At 68.0% G+C, this 22,141-nt stretch carries 19 protein-coding genes; 7 read left to right on the forward strand and 12 right to left on the reverse strand.

From position 1 onward, the window contains the following. Positions 1-414 precede the first annotated feature (414 nt). A complete protein-coding gene (gene aspS, locus ASD21_RS09035) occupies positions 415-2,253 on the forward strand; it encodes an aspartate--tRNA ligase (protein ID WP_056439845.1) in 1,839 nt (612 codons plus the stop codon). Between the two features lie 81 nt (positions 2,254-2,334). On the opposite strand, the gene ASD21_RS09040 is transcribed toward aspS, so the two are convergent. The 3 genes from ASD21_RS09040 to ASD21_RS09050 all read right to left on the reverse strand — a co-directional run bounded on the left by ASD21_RS09040 (position 2,335) and on the right by ASD21_RS09050 (position 6,729). After that, positions 2,335-3,267, reverse strand: coding sequence for a pentapeptide repeat-containing protein (locus tag ASD21_RS09040; protein ID WP_056439848.1), 933 nt, complete (start codon positions 3,265-3,267; stop codon positions 2,335-2,337). Positions 3,268-3,364: 97 nt separating this feature from the next. Next, positions 3,365-3,859: a pentapeptide repeat-containing protein gene (locus ASD21_RS09045; RefSeq protein ID WP_056439851.1), complete on the reverse strand. Its 495-nt coding sequence runs from the start codon at positions 3,857-3,859 to the stop codon at positions 3,365-3,367. Between the two features lie 83 nt (positions 3,860-3,942). After that, positions 3,943-6,729, reverse strand: coding sequence for a TSCPD domain-containing protein (locus ASD21_RS09050; RefSeq protein ID WP_056439900.1), 2,787 nt, complete (start codon positions 6,727-6,729; stop codon positions 3,943-3,945). A 245-nt stretch (positions 6,730-6,974) separates the two neighbouring features. Here ASD21_RS09050 and ASD21_RS09055 point away from each other — a divergent pair, with 245 nt between their 5' ends. Then, a complete protein-coding gene (locus ASD21_RS09055; RefSeq protein ID WP_056439853.1) occupies positions 6,975-7,370 on the forward strand; it encodes an NADH:ubiquinone oxidoreductase subunit NDUFA12 in 396 nt (131 codons plus the stop codon). 4 nt (positions 7,371-7,374) lie between these two features. Beyond that, complete coding sequence (locus tag ASD21_RS09060; protein ID WP_442856957.1) at positions 7,375-8,061, forward strand: DUF2155 domain-containing protein; 687 nt, start codon at positions 7,375-7,377, stop codon at positions 8,059-8,061. Here ASD21_RS09060 and aat read toward each other — a convergent pair. The 4 genes from aat to ASD21_RS09080 form a co-directional block, all read right to left on the reverse strand. After that, entirely contained in the window at positions 7,998-8,654 is a 657-nt protein-coding gene (gene aat, locus ASD21_RS09065) for a leucyl/phenylalanyl-tRNA--protein transferase (protein ID WP_056439856.1), read from the reverse strand. The two genes, ASD21_RS09060 and aat, sit on opposite strands and share 64 nt — an antisense overlap. An 84-nt stretch (positions 8,655-8,738) precedes the next feature. Next, on the reverse strand, positions 8,739-10,082 hold the full coding sequence (gene accC / locus ASD21_RS09070; RefSeq protein WP_056439859.1) for an acetyl-CoA carboxylase biotin carboxylase subunit: 1,344 nt from the start codon (positions 10,080-10,082) through the stop codon (positions 8,739-8,741). Between the two features lie 5 nt (positions 10,083-10,087). Then, the gene (gene accB / locus ASD21_RS09075; RefSeq protein WP_056439864.1) at positions 10,088-10,591 is read right to left on the reverse strand and encodes an acetyl-CoA carboxylase biotin carboxyl carrier protein; all 504 of its coding nucleotides are present in this window, start codon (positions 10,589-10,591) and stop codon (positions 10,088-10,090) included. A gap of 41 nt (positions 10,592-10,632) precedes the next feature. After that, positions 10,633-11,076 (reverse strand): type II 3-dehydroquinate dehydratase, encoded by a 444-nt coding sequence (locus ASD21_RS09080; protein ID WP_056439867.1) that lies wholly within the window; start codon positions 11,074-11,076, stop codon positions 10,633-10,635. A 79-nt stretch (positions 11,077-11,155) separates the two neighbouring features. On the opposite strand from ASD21_RS09080, the gene thiS reads away from it, so the two are divergent. Together thiS and ASD21_RS09090 are read left to right on the forward strand one after the other, a co-directional pair. After that, positions 11,156-11,356, forward strand: a complete 201-nt coding sequence (gene thiS / locus ASD21_RS09085; RefSeq protein ID WP_056439870.1) for a sulfur carrier protein ThiS — start codon at positions 11,156-11,158, stop codon at positions 11,354-11,356. Between the two features lie 45 nt (positions 11,357-11,401). Further along, complete coding sequence (locus ASD21_RS09090; RefSeq protein WP_056439873.1) at positions 11,402-12,214, forward strand: thiazole synthase; 813 nt, start codon at positions 11,402-11,404, stop codon at positions 12,212-12,214. Between the two features lie 7 nt (positions 12,215-12,221). Here ASD21_RS09090 and ASD21_RS09095 read toward each other — a convergent pair whose 3' ends face one another. From ASD21_RS09095 to ASD21_RS23890, 5 genes are all read right to left on the reverse strand, one after another. Further along, positions 12,222-12,569, reverse strand: a complete 348-nt coding sequence (locus ASD21_RS09095; protein WP_056439874.1) for a hypothetical protein — start codon at positions 12,567-12,569, stop codon at positions 12,222-12,224. Between the two features lie 161 nt (positions 12,570-12,730). Then, positions 12,731-13,468 (reverse strand): DsbA family protein, encoded by a 738-nt coding sequence (locus ASD21_RS09100; RefSeq protein ID WP_056439875.1) that lies wholly within the window; start codon positions 13,466-13,468, stop codon positions 12,731-12,733. Positions 13,469-13,491: 23 nt separating this feature from the next. Beyond that, a complete protein-coding gene (locus ASD21_RS09105) occupies positions 13,492-14,922 on the reverse strand; it encodes a M48 family metalloprotease (protein WP_056439876.1) in 1,431 nt (476 codons plus the stop codon). A gap of 147 nt (positions 14,923-15,069) precedes the next feature. Next, a complete protein-coding gene (locus tag ASD21_RS09110) occupies positions 15,070-17,754 on the reverse strand; it encodes an Rne/Rng family ribonuclease (protein ID WP_056439877.1) in 2,685 nt (894 codons plus the stop codon). Next, positions 17,678-17,896, reverse strand: coding sequence for a hypothetical protein (locus ASD21_RS23890; RefSeq protein ID WP_156390616.1), 219 nt, complete (start codon positions 17,894-17,896; stop codon positions 17,678-17,680). Before ASD21_RS23890 ends, ASD21_RS09110 begins: the two co-directional genes overlap by 77 nt. A gap of 417 nt (positions 17,897-18,313) precedes the next feature. Between ASD21_RS23890 and ASD21_RS09115 the strand changes: the two genes are divergently transcribed. Both ASD21_RS09115 and ASD21_RS09120 read left to right on the forward strand, forming a co-directional pair. Continuing rightward, positions 18,314-19,513 (forward strand): N-acetylmuramoyl-L-alanine amidase family protein, encoded by a 1,200-nt coding sequence (locus ASD21_RS09115; RefSeq protein ID WP_156390614.1) that lies wholly within the window; start codon positions 18,314-18,316, stop codon positions 19,511-19,513. Between the two features lie 169 nt (positions 19,514-19,682). Then, complete coding sequence (locus ASD21_RS09120) at positions 19,683-22,055, forward strand: penicillin-binding protein 1A (RefSeq protein ID WP_056439883.1); 2,373 nt, start codon at positions 19,683-19,685, stop codon at positions 22,053-22,055. The last annotated feature ends 86 nt before the right edge of the window (positions 22,056-22,141 follow it).

The following is a 22,141-nucleotide window of genomic DNA, read 5'->3' on the forward strand; positions in this document are numbered from 1 at the left end:
GCCCGCCCGTCGGAGGCTTCAAGGCGGCGAGGCCCTAACAGGGCTCAGCGTCGCGGGCTTCCGGATAACGATGGCGCGGAGCGATCGGGCTTCGTCGAAACGGTATTCTTGTTCAAACTCCGGACGGTGTCCGGCGCTCCGCGACCCTTTCCATCACCTCAGCGGTTCCCGCGTGAGGCGGCGAAGTCATGCGTCCTAGGTCCTCCCCCTGTGGGGGAGGTGTCGGCGCAGCCGACGGTGGGGGGAGTTTTAGGCCAGTGGCCGGGAATGCGATCTTCGGTCCTGAAACTCCCCCCACCGGCCTTCGGCCGCCTCCCCCACGGGGGGAGGGACTTTGGCCCAGAATCCTTGACATCCACGCCCCCTCATGCGCCTTTCCGCGCCTTGCAAATCATCGCGTTTCAAAGACTTTCCATGACCTCGACGCACGCCTATCGCACCCACACCTGCGGCGCCCTGCGGGCCGCCGACACCGGATCCCAGGTCCGGCTGTCGGGCTGGATCCACCGCAAGCGCGACCACGGCGGCCTGGTCTTCATCGACCTGCGCGACCATTACGGCCTGACCCAGCTGGTGCTGCACCCCGAAACCCCGGGCTTCGACGTGGTCGAGCGCCTGCGCGCCGAGAGCGTGATCCGGGTCGACGGCGAGGTGGTCGCCCGCGACGCTTCGGTGGTGAACCCCAACCTGCCGACCGGCGAGATCGAGATTCGCGTCTCGGCCGTCGAGGTGCTGAGCGAAGCCGCCGAGCTGCCGCTGCCGGTGTTCGGCGAGCCCGACTACCCTGAGGAAATCCGCCTCAAGCACCGCTATCTCGACCTGCGCCGCGAGACCCTGCACAAGAACATCGTGCTGCGGTCCAAGGTGATCCAGTCGATCCGTTCGCGGATGTTCGCCCAGGGCTTCAACGAGTTCCAGACCCCGATCCTGACGGCCTCGTCGCCGGAAGGGGCGCGCGACTTCCTGGTGCCGTCGCGCCTGCATCCGGGCAAGTTCTACGCGCTGCCCCAGGCGCCCCAGCAGTTCAAGCAGCTGCTGATGGTCTCGGGCTTCGACCGCTACTTCCAGATCGCCCCGTGCTTCCGCGACGAGGACCTGCGCGCCGACCGGTCGCTGGAATTCTACCAGCTCGACGTCGAGATGAGCTTCGTCACCCAGGAAGACGTGTTCGCGGCCATCGAGCCGGTGATGCACGGCGTGTTCGAGGAATTCTCGGGCGGCAAGCCGGTCTCGCCGATCGACGGCGTCCACACCTTCACCAACGACTTCGGCCAGGTGATGGAGCACAAGGGCTTCGAGCGCCTGACCTACGCCCAGTCGATGGCCTGGTACGGCAGCGACAAGCCCGACCTGCGCAACCCGATCAAGATGGCCGACGTCTCCGCGCACTTCCGCGACGGCGGTTTCGGCCTGTTCGCCAAGATCCTGGGCGCGGACGCCAAGAACCAGGTGTGGGCCATTCCCGCCCCGACCGGCGGCAGCCGCGCCTTCTGCGACCGCATGAACAGCTGGGCGCAGGGCGAGGGCCAGCCGGGCCTGGGCTACGTGTTCTGGAGCGAAGACCAGGGCGGCTGGGGCGGCCCGATCGCCAAGAACCTCGGTGAGCCGACCCAGGCGCTGATGGAGTCGCTGGGCCTGGGCAAAGGCGACGCGGCCTTCTTCGTGGCCGGCGATCCGGCCGTGTTCGCCAAGTTCGCGGGCCTGGCCCGCACCCGGGTCGGGACCGAGCTGAAGCTGGTCGACGAGAACCAGTTCAAGTTCTGCTGGATCGTCGACTTCCCGATGTTCGAATGGAACGAGGACGAGAAGAAGGTCGACTTCTCGCACAACCCGTTCTCGATGCCGCAAGGCGGTCTGGAGGCCCTGGAGACCCAGGACCCGCTGACCATCCGCGCCTACCAGTACGACATCGTCTGCAACGGCTACGAGCTGTGCTCGGGCGCGATCCGCAACCACAAGCCGGAGATCATGCTCAAGGCCTTCGAGACCGCCGGCTACGGCGCCGAGGTGGTCGAGGCGCAGTTCGGCGGCATGCTGAACGCCTTCCGCTTCGGGGCCCCGCCGCACGGCGGCCTGGCGCCCGGCATCGACCGGATCGTCATGCTGCTGGCCGAGCAGGTGGCCATTCGCGAGGTGATCGCCTTCCCGCTGAACCAGCAGGGCCAGGACCTGCTGATGAACGCCCCGGCCGAGGCTCAGGAGCGGCAATACAAGGAATTGCACATCCGCTCGGCCCCGCCGATCAAGGTCTAGATCGGTCGGGTTTCGCCCATACGAAAAAGCCCTCCGGTCCAGCAGGATCGGAGGGCTTTTTTGCTTCGGGAGAACCGCTCGCTACCTCGGTTCCTTAGGGGGCTTGGGCGGCTTCGGCGGCCTGGGAATGGTCACGCGGGCCGCGGCCTCGATCTCGGCGCGATGGGCTTCCACCTCGGCCCGGGCGGCTTCGGCCTGGGCGCGCTGGAAGCTGGGGCTGACGCGGACGCGGACATTGACCCCGCAGTTGCGGACGTTCAGCCCGCTCGGAACCCGGGTGGAGCCGTCGCCGCAGGCCTCGTCCAGCTGGTCCTGGGTCAGGCCGCGGGCGTTCGACAGGTCCGCGCCGTTGAGGCTGGCGCCCGACAGGTCGGCGCCCCGGAAGTCGGCTCCGTTGAAGATCGCGCCGCGCAGGGTCGAACCGGTGAATTCGGCGTCGCGGAAGCTGGCCCGCTCGAAATTGCCGCCGGTCATGTTGCTGGCGTTCAGCTCGGCCGAGCTGAAATTGGCGCCCTTGGCGTTGACGCCCAGCAGGTTGGCGCCGATCAGCTCGCTGCTCGACAGGTTGGCGCGCTCCAGGTTGGCGCCCTGGAAGCTGGCGCCGTGCAGTTCGCTGCTCGACAGGTCGACCCGGCCCAGGTCGGCGCCGATGAAGTTGGCCCCGCTGCTCTCGATGCCCGACAGCTTGGCGTCGGTGAAGATGGCGTGGGAGAAGCCCGCGCCGCGCATCTCGGCGCCGCGCATGTCGGCCCGCGACAGGTCCGCGCCCGTGAAGTTGGAGCCGAAGAAACTGGCGCCGCGCAGGTCGGCGCCGATCAGGTTGGCCTTGGCGTAGTTGGCGCCGGTGAAGCGGGCGCCGGTCAGCTTGCGGCCCGACAGCTCGCAGCCCACGCACGTGCCGCCCAGTGAGATCATGCGCGGCACGTCCTTGTCCTCGACACCGGCATAGGCCTGATGAGCCAGGGCCGACAAGGCGAGGGACAGAGCGGCGACCGTGATCCGCAAGCGGGACATCAAAACCTCCAGACCGGTCAAGATAAGCGACCGTGTGGGTTACGATTTGGGGCCGGCGATGGGCAAGCGCCACTTAAATCGCGGTAATGACGGAAGTTTAACGGCAGGCGGGCACGGAAAACCCGCGCGGCAGGCGGGTGGACAAATCGCCGCACGCCCGGTTCAGCTGGGCCTGGGTCAGGCCCGTGGCCCGGTCCATCTCGGCCCCGGAAAGGTTGGCTCCGGTCAGGATCGCGCCCCGGAAATTCGCGCCTTGCAGATAGGCGCCGACCAGGCTGGCGTTGGTCAGATTGGCGCCGGCGAAGCTGGCCCCGCCGAACACGCCGCCGTAGAAATTGACATCGCGCAGATCGGCGCCGGCGAAGCTGGTGCGGTTCATCTCGGCCAGGCTGAGATCGGCCTGGCGCAAGCGGGCTCCGGCCAGGTTGCGGCCCTTCAGCACCTTGCCCGACAGATCGGCCTGGAACAGGTTGCAGCGCGGGCAGTTGGCCCCGGCCCGGACATTGGCGATCTGGCCGGCGTTCTGGGCCGTTGCGGGCGCCGCGACGATCAGCAGACCGGCGGCGACGAGGATCGTGAGCAGCGGTTTCATTCTGGCGCGGATCTTTCGACGGGAACGGCGATCAAGCATGGCCATGCAAGCTTAAGGCCAGGCAAACGCCCGACTTGGCGCGTCTAGCCGGCGTCGCTCTCGCCTTGGGATCCGTCGCCGGCCTGGGTTCCGCAGCTGTCGCAGACCACCAGGCCGCCCTTGCGGCTGAGGGCCAGGTCGCCGCAGGCCGGGCAGACATCGCCGCCCTCGCCGGTCTGGAGAGGGCCCGCGGGGCGCGGCTCCTGATCGCGGCGGCCGCCGAACGGCAGGAACACCAGATTGTCCGGCGCCGCGCCGCGCGAGAAGCCCTTGGAGATGAACTTGCTGGCGGGCAGGGGCTCGGCCTCGATCGCGCCGTCCTCCACGCCTTCGCCCCGGCCCAGGCCGTCGGCGTTGAACTCGCCCGGATCGGCGTTGGCCAGGTCGTCGCGGCCTAGATAGGAGACGCCCAGTTCGCGGAAAATATAGTCGAGGATCGAAGTCGCCGAACGGATGGAATCGTTGCCCGTCACCGGCCCGGCCGGCTCGAACTTCGTGAAGACATAGGCGTCGACGAACTCGTCCAGCGGCACGCCGTATTGCAGGCCGATCGAGATGGCGATCGCGAAGTTGTTCATCAGACTGCGGAAGGCGGCGCCTTCCTTGTGCATGTCGATGAAGATCTCGCCGACCTCGCCGTCCTCGTACTCGCCGGTGTGCAGATAGACCTTGTGGCCGCCGACCGCGGCCTTCTGGATATAGCCCTTGCGACGATCGGGCAGCTTGCGGCGCGCGCGGCCGCCGCGTTCGACGATCCGCTCGACCACGCGCTCGACGATCCGCTCCTTGACCGGGGCCGGCGGGGCCTCCGCGAAGGGCGCCTCGGCGCGAGCCGGCTTGGGGGCCTCGGCTTCGGCCTCCGGCAAGCGAAGGACGAAACCCGCGGGCGCCGCGATGCGGTTGAGGCGCAGCGCGCGGACGCCGGCCCGAGCGGCGGCGGCCTGAAGACGGGCGGCGTCGGCGGGGCGCGCGTCGAACGGCACGTCCAGCACAGCGGGAACCGCCAGACAGGTGAAGGTTTCGACCGCGGCGATCATCGCCAGGCGATCGGCCAGGGCCGGCGCCTCGATGGCGGCGAACAGGGCGCGCAGTTCGCCCTCCAAGGCTTCGCAGTCCGACAGTCGACGCGCGCCGAGGGCGTGGCGCTCGGCCGCCTCGATCTCGATCTCCGAGAAGCCGGCGAAGGTCAGGGTGTCGAAATTGGGATCGGCCAGAGCCTCGGCGGGAACGCCCAACACGTCGCTGAGGAAGCCGGCCCCGATCACGGCCGGGGTGAAGGCGGCGCGCAAACCGTCGGCATGGCGCAGGGCGTCTTCGGCCAGTTCGATCTCGTGGGCGGTGAAGCCGCGCGCCTGCAGAACCAGGTGATCGATCGCAGGGGCCTCGGCCAGCGAGCCATGGCCCATGGCGTGGCGGCGGGCGGCGTCGAAATCGGCCCCGGCCTCGGTCAGGCAAAGATGAGCCGCGGCGCTGAATGTCGGGACCAGCAGACCGTCGGCGGTCTGGGCGGTCGAGACAGGCGCGGCGGCGGCCGCGTGGCCAAGAGCCTTACCGCCCAGGCGCAGGGCGGTCTCGGGATCCGCGAAGGCGGCGACCAGGCGCGAAGAACGCAGACCGTGCTTGCGGGCCAGGCCGTGAGCGACGGCCAGGGCGGCGGCGGCCTCCGAGGCCAGCGGCGAGCGCAGGGCGGCGGCGCGCACCCGACGCTCGGCCAGGCCGCGCAGCACGGTCTGGCGTTCCTGAGCGAAGGCGGGATCGACGCCGAGCACCGCGGCGGCCTCGGCGCTGGCGCTGAGCGCGGCGCCGACGGTCAGGGCCCACAGGGCGGAGGCGGCGTCGCGTCCCGCGTCGCCGGCGGCCGAGAGGCCCTGGATCAACAGCCAGTCGCCGATCCCGGCCAGGCCGATCTCGGCCGGGCGGTCGCCGCGCTCGATCTCCAGGGCCGTGGCCCACAGTCCCACCACCTGGTTGAAGCCCGCGCTGTCGAAGGACTCGTCGTGCTGGAAGGCGGTCACGTCGATGGCGGCGCGGACCGGCGCGCCTCGGGCCAGGGTCTCGGCGTCCTCGGGCGACAAGGCCAGGATCAGGGCGCTGGTTTCCCAGCCGACCTGGGCGGCGAAGGAGGCGGCTTCGTCGACGGCGGCCACGCCCTGGCGGGAAGCCGAGGCGACGACGGGGGCGGGGGCCTCGGCGTCCGGCTCGATCAGGCCCGTGCGCGGTCCGCCGGCCAGGGCGATCGCGTCCAGGATCATGACGTCGTCGGCGCCCAGTTCGCGGGCCCGGCGCGCGGCGCGGCCGAGCGCGCTGTTCTTCGACGGATCGGCGCAGGCCTTGGCGTCTCCATGGCAGCGTTCAACGGCGTCGCCGACCTGGGCCAGGGCCGCGTCGAGAAGAGCGGCGGCCTTCACGGCCAGCCGCGCCGACCGCCAGCGGGCCAAGTGCCCCTCGGCGGCGCGCTTGAACTCGATCTCGCCGATATCAGGCAGACGCTGAGGCGCCGCCGACGCGCCGACCGGCGAGGCGACGCCGGCCAGCATGGTGGCCAGAAGGGCGTCGCGGAAGGCGTCGGCATCCGCGGCGTCGCCGAACAGGCCGTCCGAAAGACCCGTCCTGGCCAGACGGTCGGCGTAGCGGGCGGGGCCGCCGCCCAGCGGCGCCTCGGAGTCGAACGCCCGATCGTTCTGATCCTCGGCGGCCCAGTCCAGCCAGGCCTCGACACGGGCGTCGGTCCAGCCCTCGGGCGCCAGCACCTCGATGACGGCGTCGGCGCGTTCGATCTCGCGCGGCTCGATGCGCTGGGCGGGGGCGGGGTGTCGGGACTGGATGCGCATGGGCGATTCCGCGGCCTGGGCGCCAGGGTGCGCCAAGAATTAGCCATCCTAGATCGCCGAACCGCGCCCTTCAATAGATGTGGGGTGCGGCGAGCGCCTGATCCACAAGATGTTGAAGTCGGAACGTCACGGCCGAAGCTGGACGCTGGAAGGCCGCCGACCTATAGTCCGGCCGCTTCGCAACGCCTCGGCGTTGCCCGAAACCCTCCCAGATTTGGGACCTTTGCGAGATTGGTGCTGACGCGGTGCTGAAAGCGATCTTCACGTGGTGGAACGGTGCGACCATCGGTCAGCGCTTCCACATTAGCCGTCGTGGCGTGTTCGTGGGCCAGGACGACTACGGCAACCGCTATTTCGAGGCGCGCGACAACAGCGACAGCTACGACGACCACAAGCGCCGCTGGGTCATTTACGACGGCTACGCCGAGGCCTCCAAGGTCCCGCCCGAATGGAGCGGCTGGCTGCACTATACGTTCGACGAGCCGCCGACCACGGCGCCGCTGAAGCGCCGCGCCTGGGAAAAGGACCATCATCCCAACCTGACCGGCACGATCCACGCCTGGCGTCCGAAGGGTTCGCTGGCCCGCGGCGGCGAGCGCGCGGTCGCCTCCAGTGACTACAAGCCCTGGTCGCCCGAATAGGATGATGATCCGGCGGCCATCGACGGGCGTGACGATGCTGGCCGTGGCGGGTTCGCTCGTCGGCGGCGGCGCCTGGGCGCTGCAAAACGCGCCGCAGCAACCCCCGACCGCCCAGACGCCGCCGACCGCCCCTGCGCCAGTCGTCGCGCCGCAGCAATCGCGACCCGCGCCCGTCGCGCGGCCGGCGCCAAGCGGGCCAGGGGCCCAACCGATCGTCCCGCAGCCCGCCGCGCCGACGACCAACACCACGCCGACGACCACGGCCGCGCCGGCACAGCCGCAGTCGGCCGCCAAGCCCGCCGAGGTCATCCCGGAAAAGCCGGCGGAGCCGATCAAGCGCGCGCGTTCGTCGGTCGCCATCATCCAGGCGCTGGACAAGGTGACGACCGAGACGATGCGGTTCGAAGCGCCGGTCGGTCAGCCGATCCGTTACAAGACCCTGGTGTTCACGGTCCGCGCCTGCGAGACGACCGCGCCCGACGAGGACGCCCCGGACTCGATCGCCTATGTCACCGTCGACACCCAGCCCAAGGCCTTGCCGGGCCGCGTGGCGCCGCCGGGACGTCAGATCTACAAGGGCTGGATGTACGCTAATTCGCCGGGCCTGAACCCGTTGGAGCACCCGGTCTATGACGCCTGGCTGATCGCCTGCAAGACCTCGGCGCCCGCGGCGCCGGCCGCCAGCCGATAGAAGTCGGCCTGGGCCGTCCAGGCCCGGCCGAGCCGGCGGCGATAGTCGGCGCGCGAGATCTCGACCGTTCCGAACCGCTCAAGGTGCTCGGTGATGAATTGGGTGTCCAGCAACCGATAGTCGCCGGCGATCAGCCGACCGACCAGATGGACCAGCGCCACCTTGCTGGCGTCGCGGCGGATCGAAAACATGCTCTCGCCGAAGAAGCACGCCCCGAACGCCACGCCGTAGAGGCCGCCGACCAGCTCTTCACCGTCCCAGCACTCGACGCTGTGCGCCAGGCCGCGCGCGAACAGCTGACCGTAGAGCCGTTGGATCGGATTGTTGATCCAGGTCTCCAGCCGTCCTGGCCGCGCGGTCGCGCAGGCCCCCACGACGGCGTCGAAGGCGGTGTCGATGCGGATCTCGAACGGTTCGGCCCGGACGGTCCGGGCCAGCCGGCGCGGGACGTGCACCCCGTCCAGCGGCAGCACGCCGCGCCGCTCGGGATCGATCAGGAAGATGCTCTCGTCGTGACGCGCATCCGCCATCGGAAAGACGCCGCGCTCGTAGCAGGCGATGAGATCATCGACCGTGAAGGCGTCGTCATCCATGGCTGGCCGTGAACCTCAGGTGGGCCTGATCCCGAAGCGTCGTCATCCCTCCGAGCAAGTCGGGGAATGACGACGATTTTAAGATCAGCCCTGCGCCTTGATCCAGCGCTCCAGCCAGTGGATGTCGTAGTCGCCGGCCAGGATGTCGGGTTGCACCAGCAGGTCCTGGAACAGCGGGATCGTGGTCTCGATGCCGCCGACGACCATTTCGCCCAGGCAACGGCGCAGACGCGCGATGCACTCCTCGCGATCACGGCCGTGCACGATCAGCTTGCCGATCAGGCTGTCGTAATAGGGGGGGATCGCATAACCGGTGTAGATCGCCGAATCCAGCCGCACGCCCAGGCCGCCGGGGGCGTGGAAGTCGGTGATGGTTCCGGGCGACGGCGTGAAGGTTCGCGCGTTCTCGGCGTTAATCCGGCACTCGATGGCATGGCCTTCGAACACCACGTCGTCCTGGGTGAACGACAGCGGCAGGCCGGCGGCGATGCGGATCTGTTCGCGAACCAAGTCGATGCCGGTGATGGCTTCGGTGACCGGGTGCTCGACCTGCAGGCGGGTGTTCATCTCGATGAAGAAGAACTCGCCGTTCTCCCACAGGAATTCGATGGTCCCGACGCCTAGGTAGCCGATGGCCTTGACCGCATCGACGACGATCTTGCCGATCTTGGCCCGGTCGGCCGCGCCGAGGGCGGGCGAGGGGGCCTCTTCCAGGACCTTCTGGTGGCGGCGCTGCAGCGAGCAGTCGCGCTCGCCCAGGTGCACCACGTTGCCGTGGCTGTCGGCGATGACCTGCAGCTCGATGTGGCGCGGCTTCTGGAGGTAGCGCTCCATGTAGACCGTGTCGTCGCCGAACGCGGCGCGGGCTTCCGAACGCGCGGTCGAGACCGCTTCGGCCAGATCCTCGCGGGTCTGGGCCACCTTCATGCCGCGACCGCCGCCGCCGGAGGCGGCCTTGATCAGCACGGGGAAGCCGATCTTCTCGGCGGCCTCGAAAGCCTCTTCCTCGGTGGAGACGCCGCCGTCCGAGCCGGGAACGACGGGAATGCCCGCGTCCTTGACGGCCTGCTTGGCGGTGATCTTGTCGCCCATCATCCGGATGTGTTCCGGCTTGGGGCCGATGAAGGTGTAGCCATGCGCGCCGACGATCTCGGCGAAGCGGGCGTTTTCCGACAGGAATCCGTAGCCCGGGTGGATCGCCTGGGCGCCGGTGATCTCGGCGGCCGCGATGATCGACGGGATGTTCAGGTACGACTTGGCGGCCGAGGCCGGGCCGATGCAGACGCTCTCGTCGGCCAGCCGCACCCACATGGAATTGGCGTCGGCCTCGGAATGGACCGCCACGGTGGCGATGCCCATTTCCTTGCAGGCGCGGTGAACCCGAAGCGCGATCTCGCCTCGGTTCGCGATGAGGATCTTGTCAAACATGCCGATTACTCGACGATGACGAGCGGCTCGCCGAATTCGACGGGCTGGGCGTCTGTCACCAGGATCTCGACGATCTTGCCGGCCTTCGGGGCCGAGATCGGGTTCATGGTCTTCATGGCTTCGACGATCAGCAGGGTCTGGCCGGCGGTCACGGTGTCGCCGACCTTGATGAAGGCGTCGGCGCCGGGCTGCGGCGACAGATAGACGGTGCCGACCATCGGCGACTTCACGGCTTCGCCGAGGTGGGCGGCCGGGGCGGGCGCGGCGGCTTCAGCGGGCGCGGCGGCGGCCGGCGCAGGCGCATAGGTCGGCGCGGCCGGGGCTTGAACGTATTGGGTGGCTTGGGCGGCGACGGTCAGCTCGCGGGCGACCCGGATCTTCAGGCCGGCGTGCTCGACCTCGATCTCCGACAGGCCGGTGTCCTTCAGGATGTCGGCCAGCTTGCGGACCAGGCGAGCGTCGATCGACGGAGTTTCGACCGGATCGGCGGGGGCCTTGGGATTGGACATGGAAGCTTACCTTGCTGTCTTCTTGAAGCCGGGGACGCCGGCTAGTTCGCGCCGACCAGGCCGGCAGCGGCCTCGATCGCCAGTTCATAGCTCGCCGCGCCGAAGCCGGAGACAATCCCGGTCGCCGCGAGCGAAACGAAGGTGTGGCGGCGGAAGTCTTCACGCGCCGCCGGGTTGGACAGGTGACACTCGATGACCGGGATGTTCAAGGTCTTCAAGGCGTCGAGGAGAGCGATCGACGTATGGCCATAGCCCGCCGGGTTAATCACCAACGCGCAAGCTTCCGTCCGGGCCTCTTGGACCCAGTCGATCAGCACGCCTTCGTGATTGCTCTGCCGGAAGACGACGGAAAGGCCCCGAGCGGCCGCGCGCGCTTCGCAGCGCGTACGGACATCGTCGAGCGTGTCCTTGCCGTAGATCTCGGGCTCGCGCGTTCCCAACAGGTTGAGATTGGGTCCGCTCAGCACATGGATCGGTTTTACCATTCGGCTCCGCCGTCGATTCCGGGAGGTCTTGTATAGCCGGTTCCCTCACGTCACAAGCAGGGCTCGCTTCGGAGGTGACATGAAGCTTCTCTTGAACGGCGAGGAACGGCATATCGCCGGCGTCGTCAGCATCGCGGATCTGGTGTCCGCCCTGGGCCTGGACGCCCGCAAGGTGGCGGTGGAGCGCAATCTCGAGATCGCCCCGCGCTCGACCTATGCCGACACCGCCCTGGCCGACGGCGACCGAATCGAGATCGTGACGTTCATCGGGGGCGGTTAGGTCTGCGCGTTTGAAACCCGGAGCGCGGAGGCGTAAACCGGCCCCATGAACGCGCACGTCCCCCCCGAATCCGTCTCGTCCACCGAGTCCGACGACACCTGGACCGTCGCCGGCCGCACTTTCCGTTCGCGACTGATCGTCGGCACCGGCAAGTACAAGGACTACGCCACCAACGCCGCCGCGGCGAAGGCGGCGGGGGCCGAGATCGTCACGGTGGCCGTGCGCCGCGTGAACCTGACCGACCCGACCCAGCCGCTGCTGGTCGACTACGTCAAACCCACCGAATTCACGTTTCTGCCCAATACAGCGGGCTGCTTCACCGGCGAGGACGCCGTGCGGACCCTGCGCCTGGCCCGCGAGGCCGGCGGCTGGGACCTGGTGAAGCTGGAAGTCCTCAGCGACCCCAAGACCCTTTATCCGGACATGGAAGAGACCCTGCGCTCGCTGAAGCTGCTGGTCGCCGAAGGCTTCCAGGTGATGGTCTATTGCTCGGACGACCCGGTCTACGCCCGCAAGCTGGAAGACGCCGGCGCGGTGGCGATCATGCCGCTGGGCGCGCCGATCGGTTCGGGCCTGGGCATCCAAAACCGCGTCAACCTGCGGATCATCGTCGAGAACGCCAAGGTTCCGGTCCTGGTCGACGCGGGCGTCGGCACCGCTTCGGACGCGGCGATCGGCATGGAGCTGGGCTGCGACGCCATCCTGATGAACACCGCCATCGCCGAGGCCAAGGACCCGATCCGCATGGCTCGGGCCATGAAGCACGCCGTGATCGCCGGCCGCGAAGCCTATCTCGCCGGCCGGATGCAGAAGCGCCTCTACGCCGATCCCAGCTCGCCGTTGGGCGGTCTGATCTAGCCGAGCTCTAGGCCGAAAGGTCCAGCAGTGATCCCTTCGCCTTGGTGGGATCGTTCTCGACCTGCTCCTTGATCCGCTGCTTGATCCGATCCTCGATCTTCTGGCGTTCCTCGGGCGGCATCGCCTTGACCTGGTCTTCGGTCAAACCCATGCGCTCCAGCATGGCCGCGTGCATCTTCTGAGCGGGCGTCAGCTTGGCGTAGTCCAGAAATTCGTCCCTGGCCGACTTCGCCGGCCCGGCGGTCAGAGAATCGGCAGCGGTCGGAGTCGTCGATTTCGTCGCCGCGGCCGCGTTGATCTTCGACAGGGTCGACAGGGCGAGGGACGCCAGGATGCTGGGGCCGGAAATAAACATGGAAGACTCCGCCGCAAAGGGGCGGATCCCGCGAAGCAAGAACCGTGCGCGTTCGCGATCGCAAGGAATTCAACAGGTTGCCAAGAGACGGCGGCGTCCGAGCGCGGCGTTGACCCAGCAGTTTCTTCCGAGCCGGCCGGTTCTGCCCTACCGCCCGGGCGCTAGACCTTCTTGGCCTTCCCCGCGCGGGCCTGGTCGATCGCCAGGTTGAGAGCGTGCATGTCGGCGCCCGGGATCATCTGGTCGCCGACGAAGAAGGCGGGCGTGCCTTCGATGGCCAGGGCTTCGGCCAGGGCGTGGGTGTCGGCCAGGTGCTGGGTGGTGGTCGCGGACCCGGCCGCGGCGCGGGCCTTGACCATGTCGATGCCGAGGTCCTGGGCGATGCGCATGACAGCGGCCTCGTCGAGGCTCTTTTCCGCCATCAGGCGCCTATGCAGTTCGATGGTCTTACCCTGGTCCTTGGCCCCCAAAACGATGCGCGCCGCGGCCTCGGAATCGTGGCCGAAGATCACGAAATCCTTGAACACGAAGCGCACGTCGGGGTTCTTCTGGATCAGGTCGACGATCTGCGGCGCGGCCAGCTTGCAGTAGCCGCAGCGGTAGTCGAAGAACTCGACGACGGTGATCGAGCCGTTCGGATTGGCCACGAAATCGCGGGGATCGCGTTCCAGCGCCTGGCGATACTTGTTCATCGCGCCCTTGGCGTTCTTGGCCTGTTCAGCCGCCTGCTTTTCCTGGAGCTTTGTGCTCATCTCCACCAGCACCTCGGGGTGCTCGACCAGATAGGCGTGGACCTTTTCGCCGAACGCCTTGTCGGCGTTGGCCTGTCCGCAACCGATCAGGGACAGGGCGGCGATGGACGCGGCGGCGAACGCCATCGGACGGAACGTCAAGGGCATGGAGCTCTCTGGAAAGGGGCGGCCTAGCGGCGCAGGCCCGAGGTGACGGCGCCTTCCTTGGCCAGATCCTTGAGGTCCTGGTTGGAAGGGTTGGAAGTCAGGACGATGTCGGTGGCGCGCCGCCATTCGACGCTGTCCTTCTTGAGCAGTTCGCGGGCTCGCATGGCGAAGACCCGGGCCTCCTGGGTCGCGCCCATGTTGAAATACTGCTCGGCGGTGGCCAGCCGCGCCTGGCCGTCCTCGCCGCGCTTGTCGTAGGCCTGGGCCAGCAGACGCCAGGCGACGGAATTGTCGCTTTCGTCGAGCAGCGAGCGCTTCAGTTCGCTGATGCCTTCCTCGACCTTCTTGGGATCGTCCAGGCCGATCAGGGTCTGGCCCAGGTTCACCCGCAACAGGGCGGCGTCGGGCTTCAGCGCCACGGATCGACGCTGCGGCTCCTCGGCTTCCTTGACGCGGTTGAACTCGAACAGGATCTGCCCCTTGAGCTCCCAGAGGTATGGATTGTTCGGGTTCTCGGTGATCAGGCCGTCGAGAATCTTCAGGGCCCGGTCGGGCTCCTTCATCTGATAATAAGCGATGGCGCGGGCGTAGCGGGCCGGGAAGGCGCGATCGTTTTCCTTGTACTTCGTGATCGCCACGCCGGGATTGATGAACCCCTCCAGCTTGGCTTTCATGATCTCGTGCTCGGCCAAGGACGCGGGATCGTCGACGGCGTTGTAGTGCGGCAGCTTCTCGACGCGGCTGCGCAGAGCGTCGATCCGGTCGCCCGAGAGGGGGTGGCTGCGGAAATAGGCGAAGCGCCGCGACTGGTCGAAGACCTCCTGGTAGCGGAAGTTGTCGAAGAACTCGACGAGGCCGCGGCCCGACTGACCGGTGGTCTCAAGGAAGCCCGCTCCGGCCTGGTCGGCGCGTGATTCCTGGTCGCGGCTGTAGCCCAGGGCGCCGAGCTGGCCGAAGTAGCTGGCGTTGCCGAGCAGAACCGCGCCGGCGTCCGGAGCACCGGCCAGGGCGGCCAGGACCCCCAAGCCCATGGTCAGGATCATCGGCTTGAGGCCGGCCCGCATCATTTCGCCCGAGCGCAGCGGGTGGGCGCCGGCAAGGTGTCCGGTTTCGTGGGCGATGACGCCCTTCAACTGGTTGGGCGTCTCGGTCTGCAGGATCAGACCGGTGTTGAGGCCCATCATCAGGCCTTGGGTGGCGAAGGCGTTCAATTCCTTGTCGCCGACCAGCAGGATGCGAACGGTCTTCGGATCCAGGCCCGCCGCCGCGTAGATCGGGTCGGCGTCACGGTGAAGGATTTCCTCGATCTCGGTGTCGCGGATCAGCGAGGGGCCGTCCTGCGCATGAGCCGAAGCGCCGGGGGCGAGGATAGCCGTCAACAGGGCCAGCGCGGACAGCGCGGACCCCGTCTTCCTGGACAATCTCTCGGAAGCCGCCCTTATCCGGGAGGTCATCGAAACTCTCCTGATCGCGCCCCCGCGCTCAAGCCGGCAGTCTAACGCGGTTCTCGACGACCTGGGAACATCCGTCGAACGAGCATCCCGCGGATATGGGCATGAAGGCCGGCGGAACCAGGGGTCCGCCGGCCTTCACCTTGAAACCTAGCCTCGGCGCCACCAGCCGCGCTTGGGCTTTTCGGGCGGGGTCAGGATCTCGGCCGGGTCGGATTCGACCACCACCAGAGCCGGCTCCGCGGCGGCGACCGCGACGGGCTCGGGTTCGGCGGCCGGCTCGGGCGCGGCCTCGACCACGACCGGGGCCGCGACCTCGACATCGGCCGCGACCAGCGGCGTTTCCTCGACCGTCTCGGCTGTCGGCGTCTCCACGGTCACTTCAGCCGGAACCTCGGCGTCGGCGGCCTTACGTCCGCGACTGCGGGGACGACGGGCCTTTTTGGGCGCCTCGTCCTGCGGCGGCAGTTCCACCCAGACGTCGGCCGGGGGGCCTTCGATCACGGGCGGGGGCAGCGGCGCGGCTTCCAGCTCGGCGACATCGACCCGGGGCGCGGGGGCGCGTTCGGCGCGCGGGGCGTCGGACACCTCGGTCCGCTCGCCGCGTTCACCGCGACCGCGTCCGCGCCGACCGCCGCGTTCACCGCGTTCGGCGCGTTCCGGACGCTCGGCGCGCTCCGCCACCGGCGCTTCGACCCGTTCGGGGCGTTCGGGACGAGGGCCGCGAGCGTCGAGTTCGGCGGGATCGTGCCAGACGAAGGCGCTTTCGCCGAAGGGCACCCGAGGACGGGTCCAGGCAAAGGCGTCGGCCGGACGGTCACCGTCCTCGCGACCGCCGCGACGGCCGCCGCGACGTCCGCGGCGACGGCGGCGGCGACGCGATTCCTCGTCCTCGCCCTCGATATCGCCTTCAGCGCGATCAGCGCCCTCGGCGCCCTCGGCGTCATCCTCGTCTTCTTCGCCGGCGGCCTCGGCCGGCGCCTCGTCACGGTCGTCGCGACGACCGCCACGACGACGGCGCTTGCGGCCACGACGGGCGCCTTCATCTTCGGCCGGTTCGGCGCGAGCCGGACGAGCGGCGCGGGGCGCGTCGTCGCCTTCGCTCTCGTCTTCGTCCTCGGAGACGATCTCTTCGTCTTCCTCGTCCTCTTCGTCGTCAAACGCCTCGTCGTCATAGACGGGGTCGGGCTCGATCGGGGCGAAGATCTGCGGGGCGGGGCGCTCGCCCAGCTCCGTGCGGTCGATGTCATGCTCGGCCTGGTGCAGGCTGTCGTCGACCAGGACCGTGACAAACAGGGCGTGAGTCTGCTGCAGGCGCAGCAGATAGGCGCGCTTTTCATTGAGGATGTAGATGCCGACGGGGCGGCTGACCTTCAGGGTGACGGCGCCGCCGCCCTTCAGGGCCTCGACCTCGACCGCCCGCAGGGCGGCCAGGGCGCTGGATTCGACCGAGCGGACGCGGCCGGTGCCGTCGCAGTGTTCGCAGACGTGGGTGGTGCCTTCCAGCACGCCGGTGCGGCGGCGCTGGCGGCTGATTTCCATCAGGCCGAAACCGCTGATCTTGCCCATCTGAATGCGGGCGCGATCGTCCTTGAGCGAATCCTTGAGGACCTTCTCGACGGCGCGGTTGTTCTTGCCCTCATCCATGTCGATGAAGTCGATGACGATCAGACCGGCCAAGTCGCGCAGCCGAAGCTGGCGGGCGGCTTCTTCCGCCGCTTCCATGTTGGTCTTCAGCGCGGTGGCTTCGATGTTGCGTTCGCGCGTGGCCTTGCCCGAGTTGACGTCGATGGCGACCAGGGCTTCGGTCTGGTTGATCACCAGATAGCCGCCGGAGCGCAGCGGCACGACCGGCGAATAGATCTGGGCCAGGTGGTCTTCGATCTTGTGCTTGACGAACAGCGGCGCCGGCTCGCGATACGGGAAGACCTTCTTGGCCTGGCTCGGCATGAGCATGCGCATGAAGTCGCGCGCTTCCTTGTAGCCGGCCTCGCCCTCGACCCAGATGCCCTCCAGGTCCTTGTCGTACATGTCGCGGATGGCGCGCTTGACGAGGTCTTCCTCCTCGTAGATCAGCGCCGGGGCGATCGAATGCAGCGTGTTGTCGCGGATATTCTCCCACAGACGCAGCAGATATTCGTAGTCGCGCTTGATCTCGGCCTTGGTGCGCTTGGCGCCGGCCGTGCGGACGATCAGGCCCATGCCCTGCGGCACGTCCAGACCCTGAACGACGCTCTTGAGGCGCTTGCGGTCGGTGACCGTGGTGATCTTGCGGCTGATGCCGCCGCCGCGGGCGGTGTTGGGCATCAGGACGCCGTACCGACCGGCCAGCGACAGGTAGGTGGTCAGGGCCGCGCCCTTGTTGCCGCGCTCTTCCTTGACGACCTGAACCAGCATGATCTGCCGGCGGCGGATCACTTCCTGGATCTTGTACTTGCGCATCAGGCGGCGCTTGCGGCGCGCCAGTTCTTCCTCGACGGCGTCTTCCTCGTCGTCGACCGCGTCGCCGTCATTGTCCTCGCGGGCGTGGTGCTGGTCATCCTCGTCGTCGCCGGAATCGTCACGCATCAGCGCTTCGCGGTCGGCGACCGGGATTTGATAATAGTCCGGGTGGATTTCGTTGAAGGCGAGGAAGCCGTGGCGGTTGCCGCCGTACTCGATGAACGCAGCCTGCAAGCTGGGCTCAACGCGGGTCACCTTGGCGAGATAGATATTTCCTCGGAGTTGCTTTCGGGTCTGGCTCTCGAAATCGAATTCTTCAACCCGCGTACCATCCACGACCACCACACGCGTCTCTTCGGCGTGGGCGGCGTCGATCAACATCTTCTTCGACATAAAGGGTATCTCCACGGCGCGCGGCGGACGCTAGGCCCGGGCGCCGATATGATTGAAAGGCGCGCACGTCACCGCCCGTCGCACCGCCGAGGCGGTTGCGGAAGGTCGGTCGCCAAAGGCGGTCGGGTGCGGCGCAGCCCATAAGGTTTCTGTGTTCCTTAAACGCGCCGGAAGGCGCGGATCGGATGAAGCATCGACGCCGGAGCGGCTTAAGGATCCGATGCGGACCCCGCGGGACGATCCAGACGAAGGCTTCGCGCCTCACGCTGGTAATCGAGCCCAAACTCGTTTCAGTCCGGCGGTTCCGGCCACGAACGCCAATTGCACCCAAAGAATGCAACCAGGCCCGTGAGATAGGAACCGCTCACGCTTTCCGCCATGACGATCACGGCGCTCAGCGCGCGGACCATACTGTAGCAACATCGCGTCGTAAAAGAAAAGCGCTCGACTGAACGCGCCTGCGCGGCGATGTCGCGCTTGAGGTTAACGCTTTCTCTACCGAAAAATGCAGATATCGGTTTTTGGGTTTAGGTTACGCGCCTTGGGGGCGACGGACGACATGAGCAGGGTTCTGATCTCGGCGGCGAGGACAGGATGGGCGCGGGCGGCGATGATCGTCGGCGGCCTGGCCCTGGCTGGCGTCGCCGTGGCCATGGCCCAAGGCCCCGCGCCGGCCGCCGGCGTCCAAAAGGTCCGCTTCGGCGGCGACCGCAACGAAACCCGCATCGTCATCGATCTTGACCGCGCCGCCACGGGCAAGCTGCTGGCCGACGGCGCGTCGGATCGGCGTGTGGTGATCGGCCTGCCCAACGTGACGACCGGCGGCGATCTGCAGGGTTCGGGTCAGGGCCTGGTCGAACGCTGGGCGATCGACGAGGCGGCGGGCGGCGCGCGCCTTCGCCTCGATCTGAAGGCCAACGCCGAGGTCCGCCGACGCTTCCTGCTGCCGCCGGGCGACGGCGCGTCGGCCTATCGCTACGTCATCGACCTGAAGTCCACCGACGCGCCGGGCGCGATCCAAACCCCTGCCATGAAGCCGACCCTGGTTTCCGCGCCGGTGAGAGCCTCGGCCCTGCGACTGAAGAAGGTCATCGTCATCGACGCCGGTCACGGCGGCAAGGACCCTGGTTCGGCGGGCGCCAACACCGCGGAGAAGGACGTCACCCTGGCCGCCGCCAAGGCGTTGAAGGCCAAGCTGGAGAAGTCCGGCCGGTACACCGTGGTCATGACCCGCCAGTCGGACACCTTCGTGCCGCTGGAGGCTCGCGTCCAGATCGCCCGCCGGGCCGACGCCGACCTGTTCATCTCGCTGCACGCCGATTCGGGACCTGACGCCACGACCCGCGGCGCCAGCGTCTACACCCTGTCGGAAAAAGGCACCGAGCGCGTGGCTCGGGTGCTCGAAAAGGACGATTGGCTGATGAAGGCCAATCTGCCGGGACGCGATCGCGCGGTCAGCCAGATTCTGCTCGACCTTTCCCAACGGGCCACCAAGAACCGTTCAGCCGCCTTCGCCGAGACCTTGCTGCAGTCGGTGGGCGAGGAGACGACCCTGCTGCGCCGCAGCCACCGCGACGCCGGCTTCATCGTGCTGCTGGCGCCCGACGTGCCGGCCGTGCTGCTCGAGATGGGCTTCATCACCAATGTCGACGACGAACAGCTTCTGCAGACTCCGGCCGGTCGCGGCCGACTGATGGACGCCGTCGCCGGCTCGATCGAATCCTATTTCGCCGCCCAAACCCGTCTCGCCGCTCGCTAGGCTGGCGAGAGCCGTTGGCGCCTTGCCCGATGCGCGCTAGAGCCATTTGGGGGAAGACGCGTCGGACGTGGCCCATCCCCGCGACCGCAAAACCGCTTACTTTTTTGCTGATCGCGCTCTAGAGGATTCGAACGGAGCGGGCGAAAGTGCGTCGCCCGACGGAGGCGGCGTGGATCTGAAGCCCAGAGAACGTTGGATCGCCATCGCCGGCGTCACGGTGCTGTCCGCGATCGCCGTGGCCGGCTTCACCATCGCCATCTACGCCGCCTGGCTGTTCCACGACATGCCCGACGCGGGCGAACTGCAGGACTATCGCCCGCCGACGGCCACGCGCGTCTATGCCTGGGACGGCACCCTGATCGGCGAATACAGCAAAGAGCGCCGGATCTTCGTGCCCTACGACCAGATCCCGCCCCAGCTGGCCCAGGCCTTCCTGGCGGCCGAGGACCATAACTTCTTCAAGCACGGCGGCGTCGACGTCGGCGGCTTCTCGCGCGCCATGCTCAACAACGTCGGCAACGCCGCGCGGGGCCGGCGCCTGGAAGGCGGTTCGACGATCACCCAGCAGGTGGCCAAGAACGTCCTGCTGACCAGCGACGCCACGGTCGGACGCAAGTTCAAGGAAGCGATCCTGGCCCACCGCCTGGAGCAATCGCTCTCCAAGCAGCAGATTCTCGAGCTCTATCTCAATGAAATCTGGCTGGGCTATCGCTCGTTCGGGGTGGGCGCGGCGGCCTACAACTATTTCGGCAAATCGTTGCCCGAACTGAGCTTGGCCGAGTGCGCCTATCTGGCCGCGCTGCCCAAGGGTCCCGACAACTATCATCCGATCCGGAACAAGGCCAAGGCCAAGGCCCGCCGCGACTGGATCCTGGGCCAGATGGCCGATCAGGGCTGGATCAGCCAGAACGACGCCCGCAAGGCGATGGCCGAGGACCTGATCGTCCAGGCCGCGCCCAGCCGCGCCAAGTACCGTGACGCCGACTATTTCGTCGAGGAAGTGCGCCAGCGCGGCGTCGCCACCCTCGGCCCGCGCCTCAGCGAGGGCGGCTATTACATGCGCACGACCCTGGATCCCAAGCTGCAGACCGCGGCCCGGGTGGCGCTGATGGAGGGCCTGGAGAAGTACGACCGCCGCCACGGCTGGCGCGGCGCCTGGGGTCACGTGGAAACCCTGGACGCGGATTGGGAAAAGCAGGCGCTGAAAAGGCCGCCGTCGGAGCGCCGCCGCTGGCGTCCGGCCATCGTCACCTCGGCCTCGGGCGGCGTCCGCCTGGCCAAGGGAGAAGGCGAGGGGGCCATCGTCGGCGAGGACATGGCCTGGGCCAACGCGACCAAGGGCCTGAAGGTCGGCGACTTGGTGTTCGTCGAGAAGTCCGAGGGTTCGGAGGCCTATCGCCTACGCCAGACCCCGATCGTCAACGGCGCCCTGGTGGCGATGGAGCCCTATACGGGACGCGTCGTGGCCCTGGTCGGCGGCTACAGCTTCTCGCTGTCGAACTTCAACCGCGCCACCCAGGCGATGCGCCAGCCGGGTTCGGCCTTCAAGCCCTTCGTCTACGCCACGGCCCTGGAGAACGGCTACACGCCGGCCAGCGTGATCGTCGACAGCGCCATCACCCTCAAGGGGGCCAATGGCGAGGACTGGAGCCCGGAGAACTATCACAAGAAGTTCTATGGAGCCCTGCCGCTCCGCAAGGGCCTGGAGCAGTCGATCAACGCCATGACCGTGCGCCTGGCTCAGAGCGTCGGCATGAAGAAGATCGTCGAAACCGCCAAGAAGACCGGCGTGACCCATGAGATGGCCCCGGTGCTGGCCATGGCGCTGGGCGCGGGCGAGACCACGCCGTTCAAACTGACCACGGCCTATACGTCGTTCGTCAACGGGGGCCGCCGGGTCGACCCGCACCTGATCGAACTGGTGCAGGACCGCGAGGGCAAGGTGATCTTCCGCGCCGACAAGCGCGATTGCGTCCGCTGCAACGCCGGCTTCAACGGCGACGAGAGCCCGCGCATCCCGGCCTTGGGCGAGCAGGTCATGGACCCGATCACCGCCTATCAGATCACCTCGATGCTGCAGGGCGTGGTCCAGCGCGGCACCGCGGCCCAGGCCAGCTCCCTGGGCTATCCGCTGGCCGGCAAGACCGGCACCACCAACGAATACCGCAGCGCCTGGTTCATGGGCTATTCGCCCAGCCTGGTGGTCGGCGTCTTCATCGGCTTCGACGACAACCGTTCGCTCGGCGAAGGCGAAACGGGCGCGACCGGCCCGGTGCCGATCTTCATGGACTTCATGCGCGAGGCGCTGAAGGGGCAGCCGAAGACCGAGTTCAAGGTCCCCAAGAACGCCAAGTTCGCCATGGTGCGCGGCATTCGGGAGGCCTTCCGCCCCGGCACCGAACCCAAGGTCGTCGCGCCGACCGAGAGCACCGGACCGCAGCCGTATGGCGACGCCTGGCCCGGCGGTCAGATCGGCCCGACCCCTACCCAGGGTCCCGCCAAGCCGCCGACTCAGGCGCCCGACATCAGCGGACTCTACTAATCGTCGACCAATCGCCCCGGAGTCATTGCGCCGACTCCGGGCGCGGGCTATGTCCCGCGCCCTTCAACACTGTCACGGAGTTACGT

The sequence above is a fragment of the Caulobacter sp. Root1455 genome, from assembly GCF_001426905.1.
GTDB lineage: Bacteria > Pseudomonadota > Alphaproteobacteria > Caulobacterales > Caulobacteraceae > Caulobacter.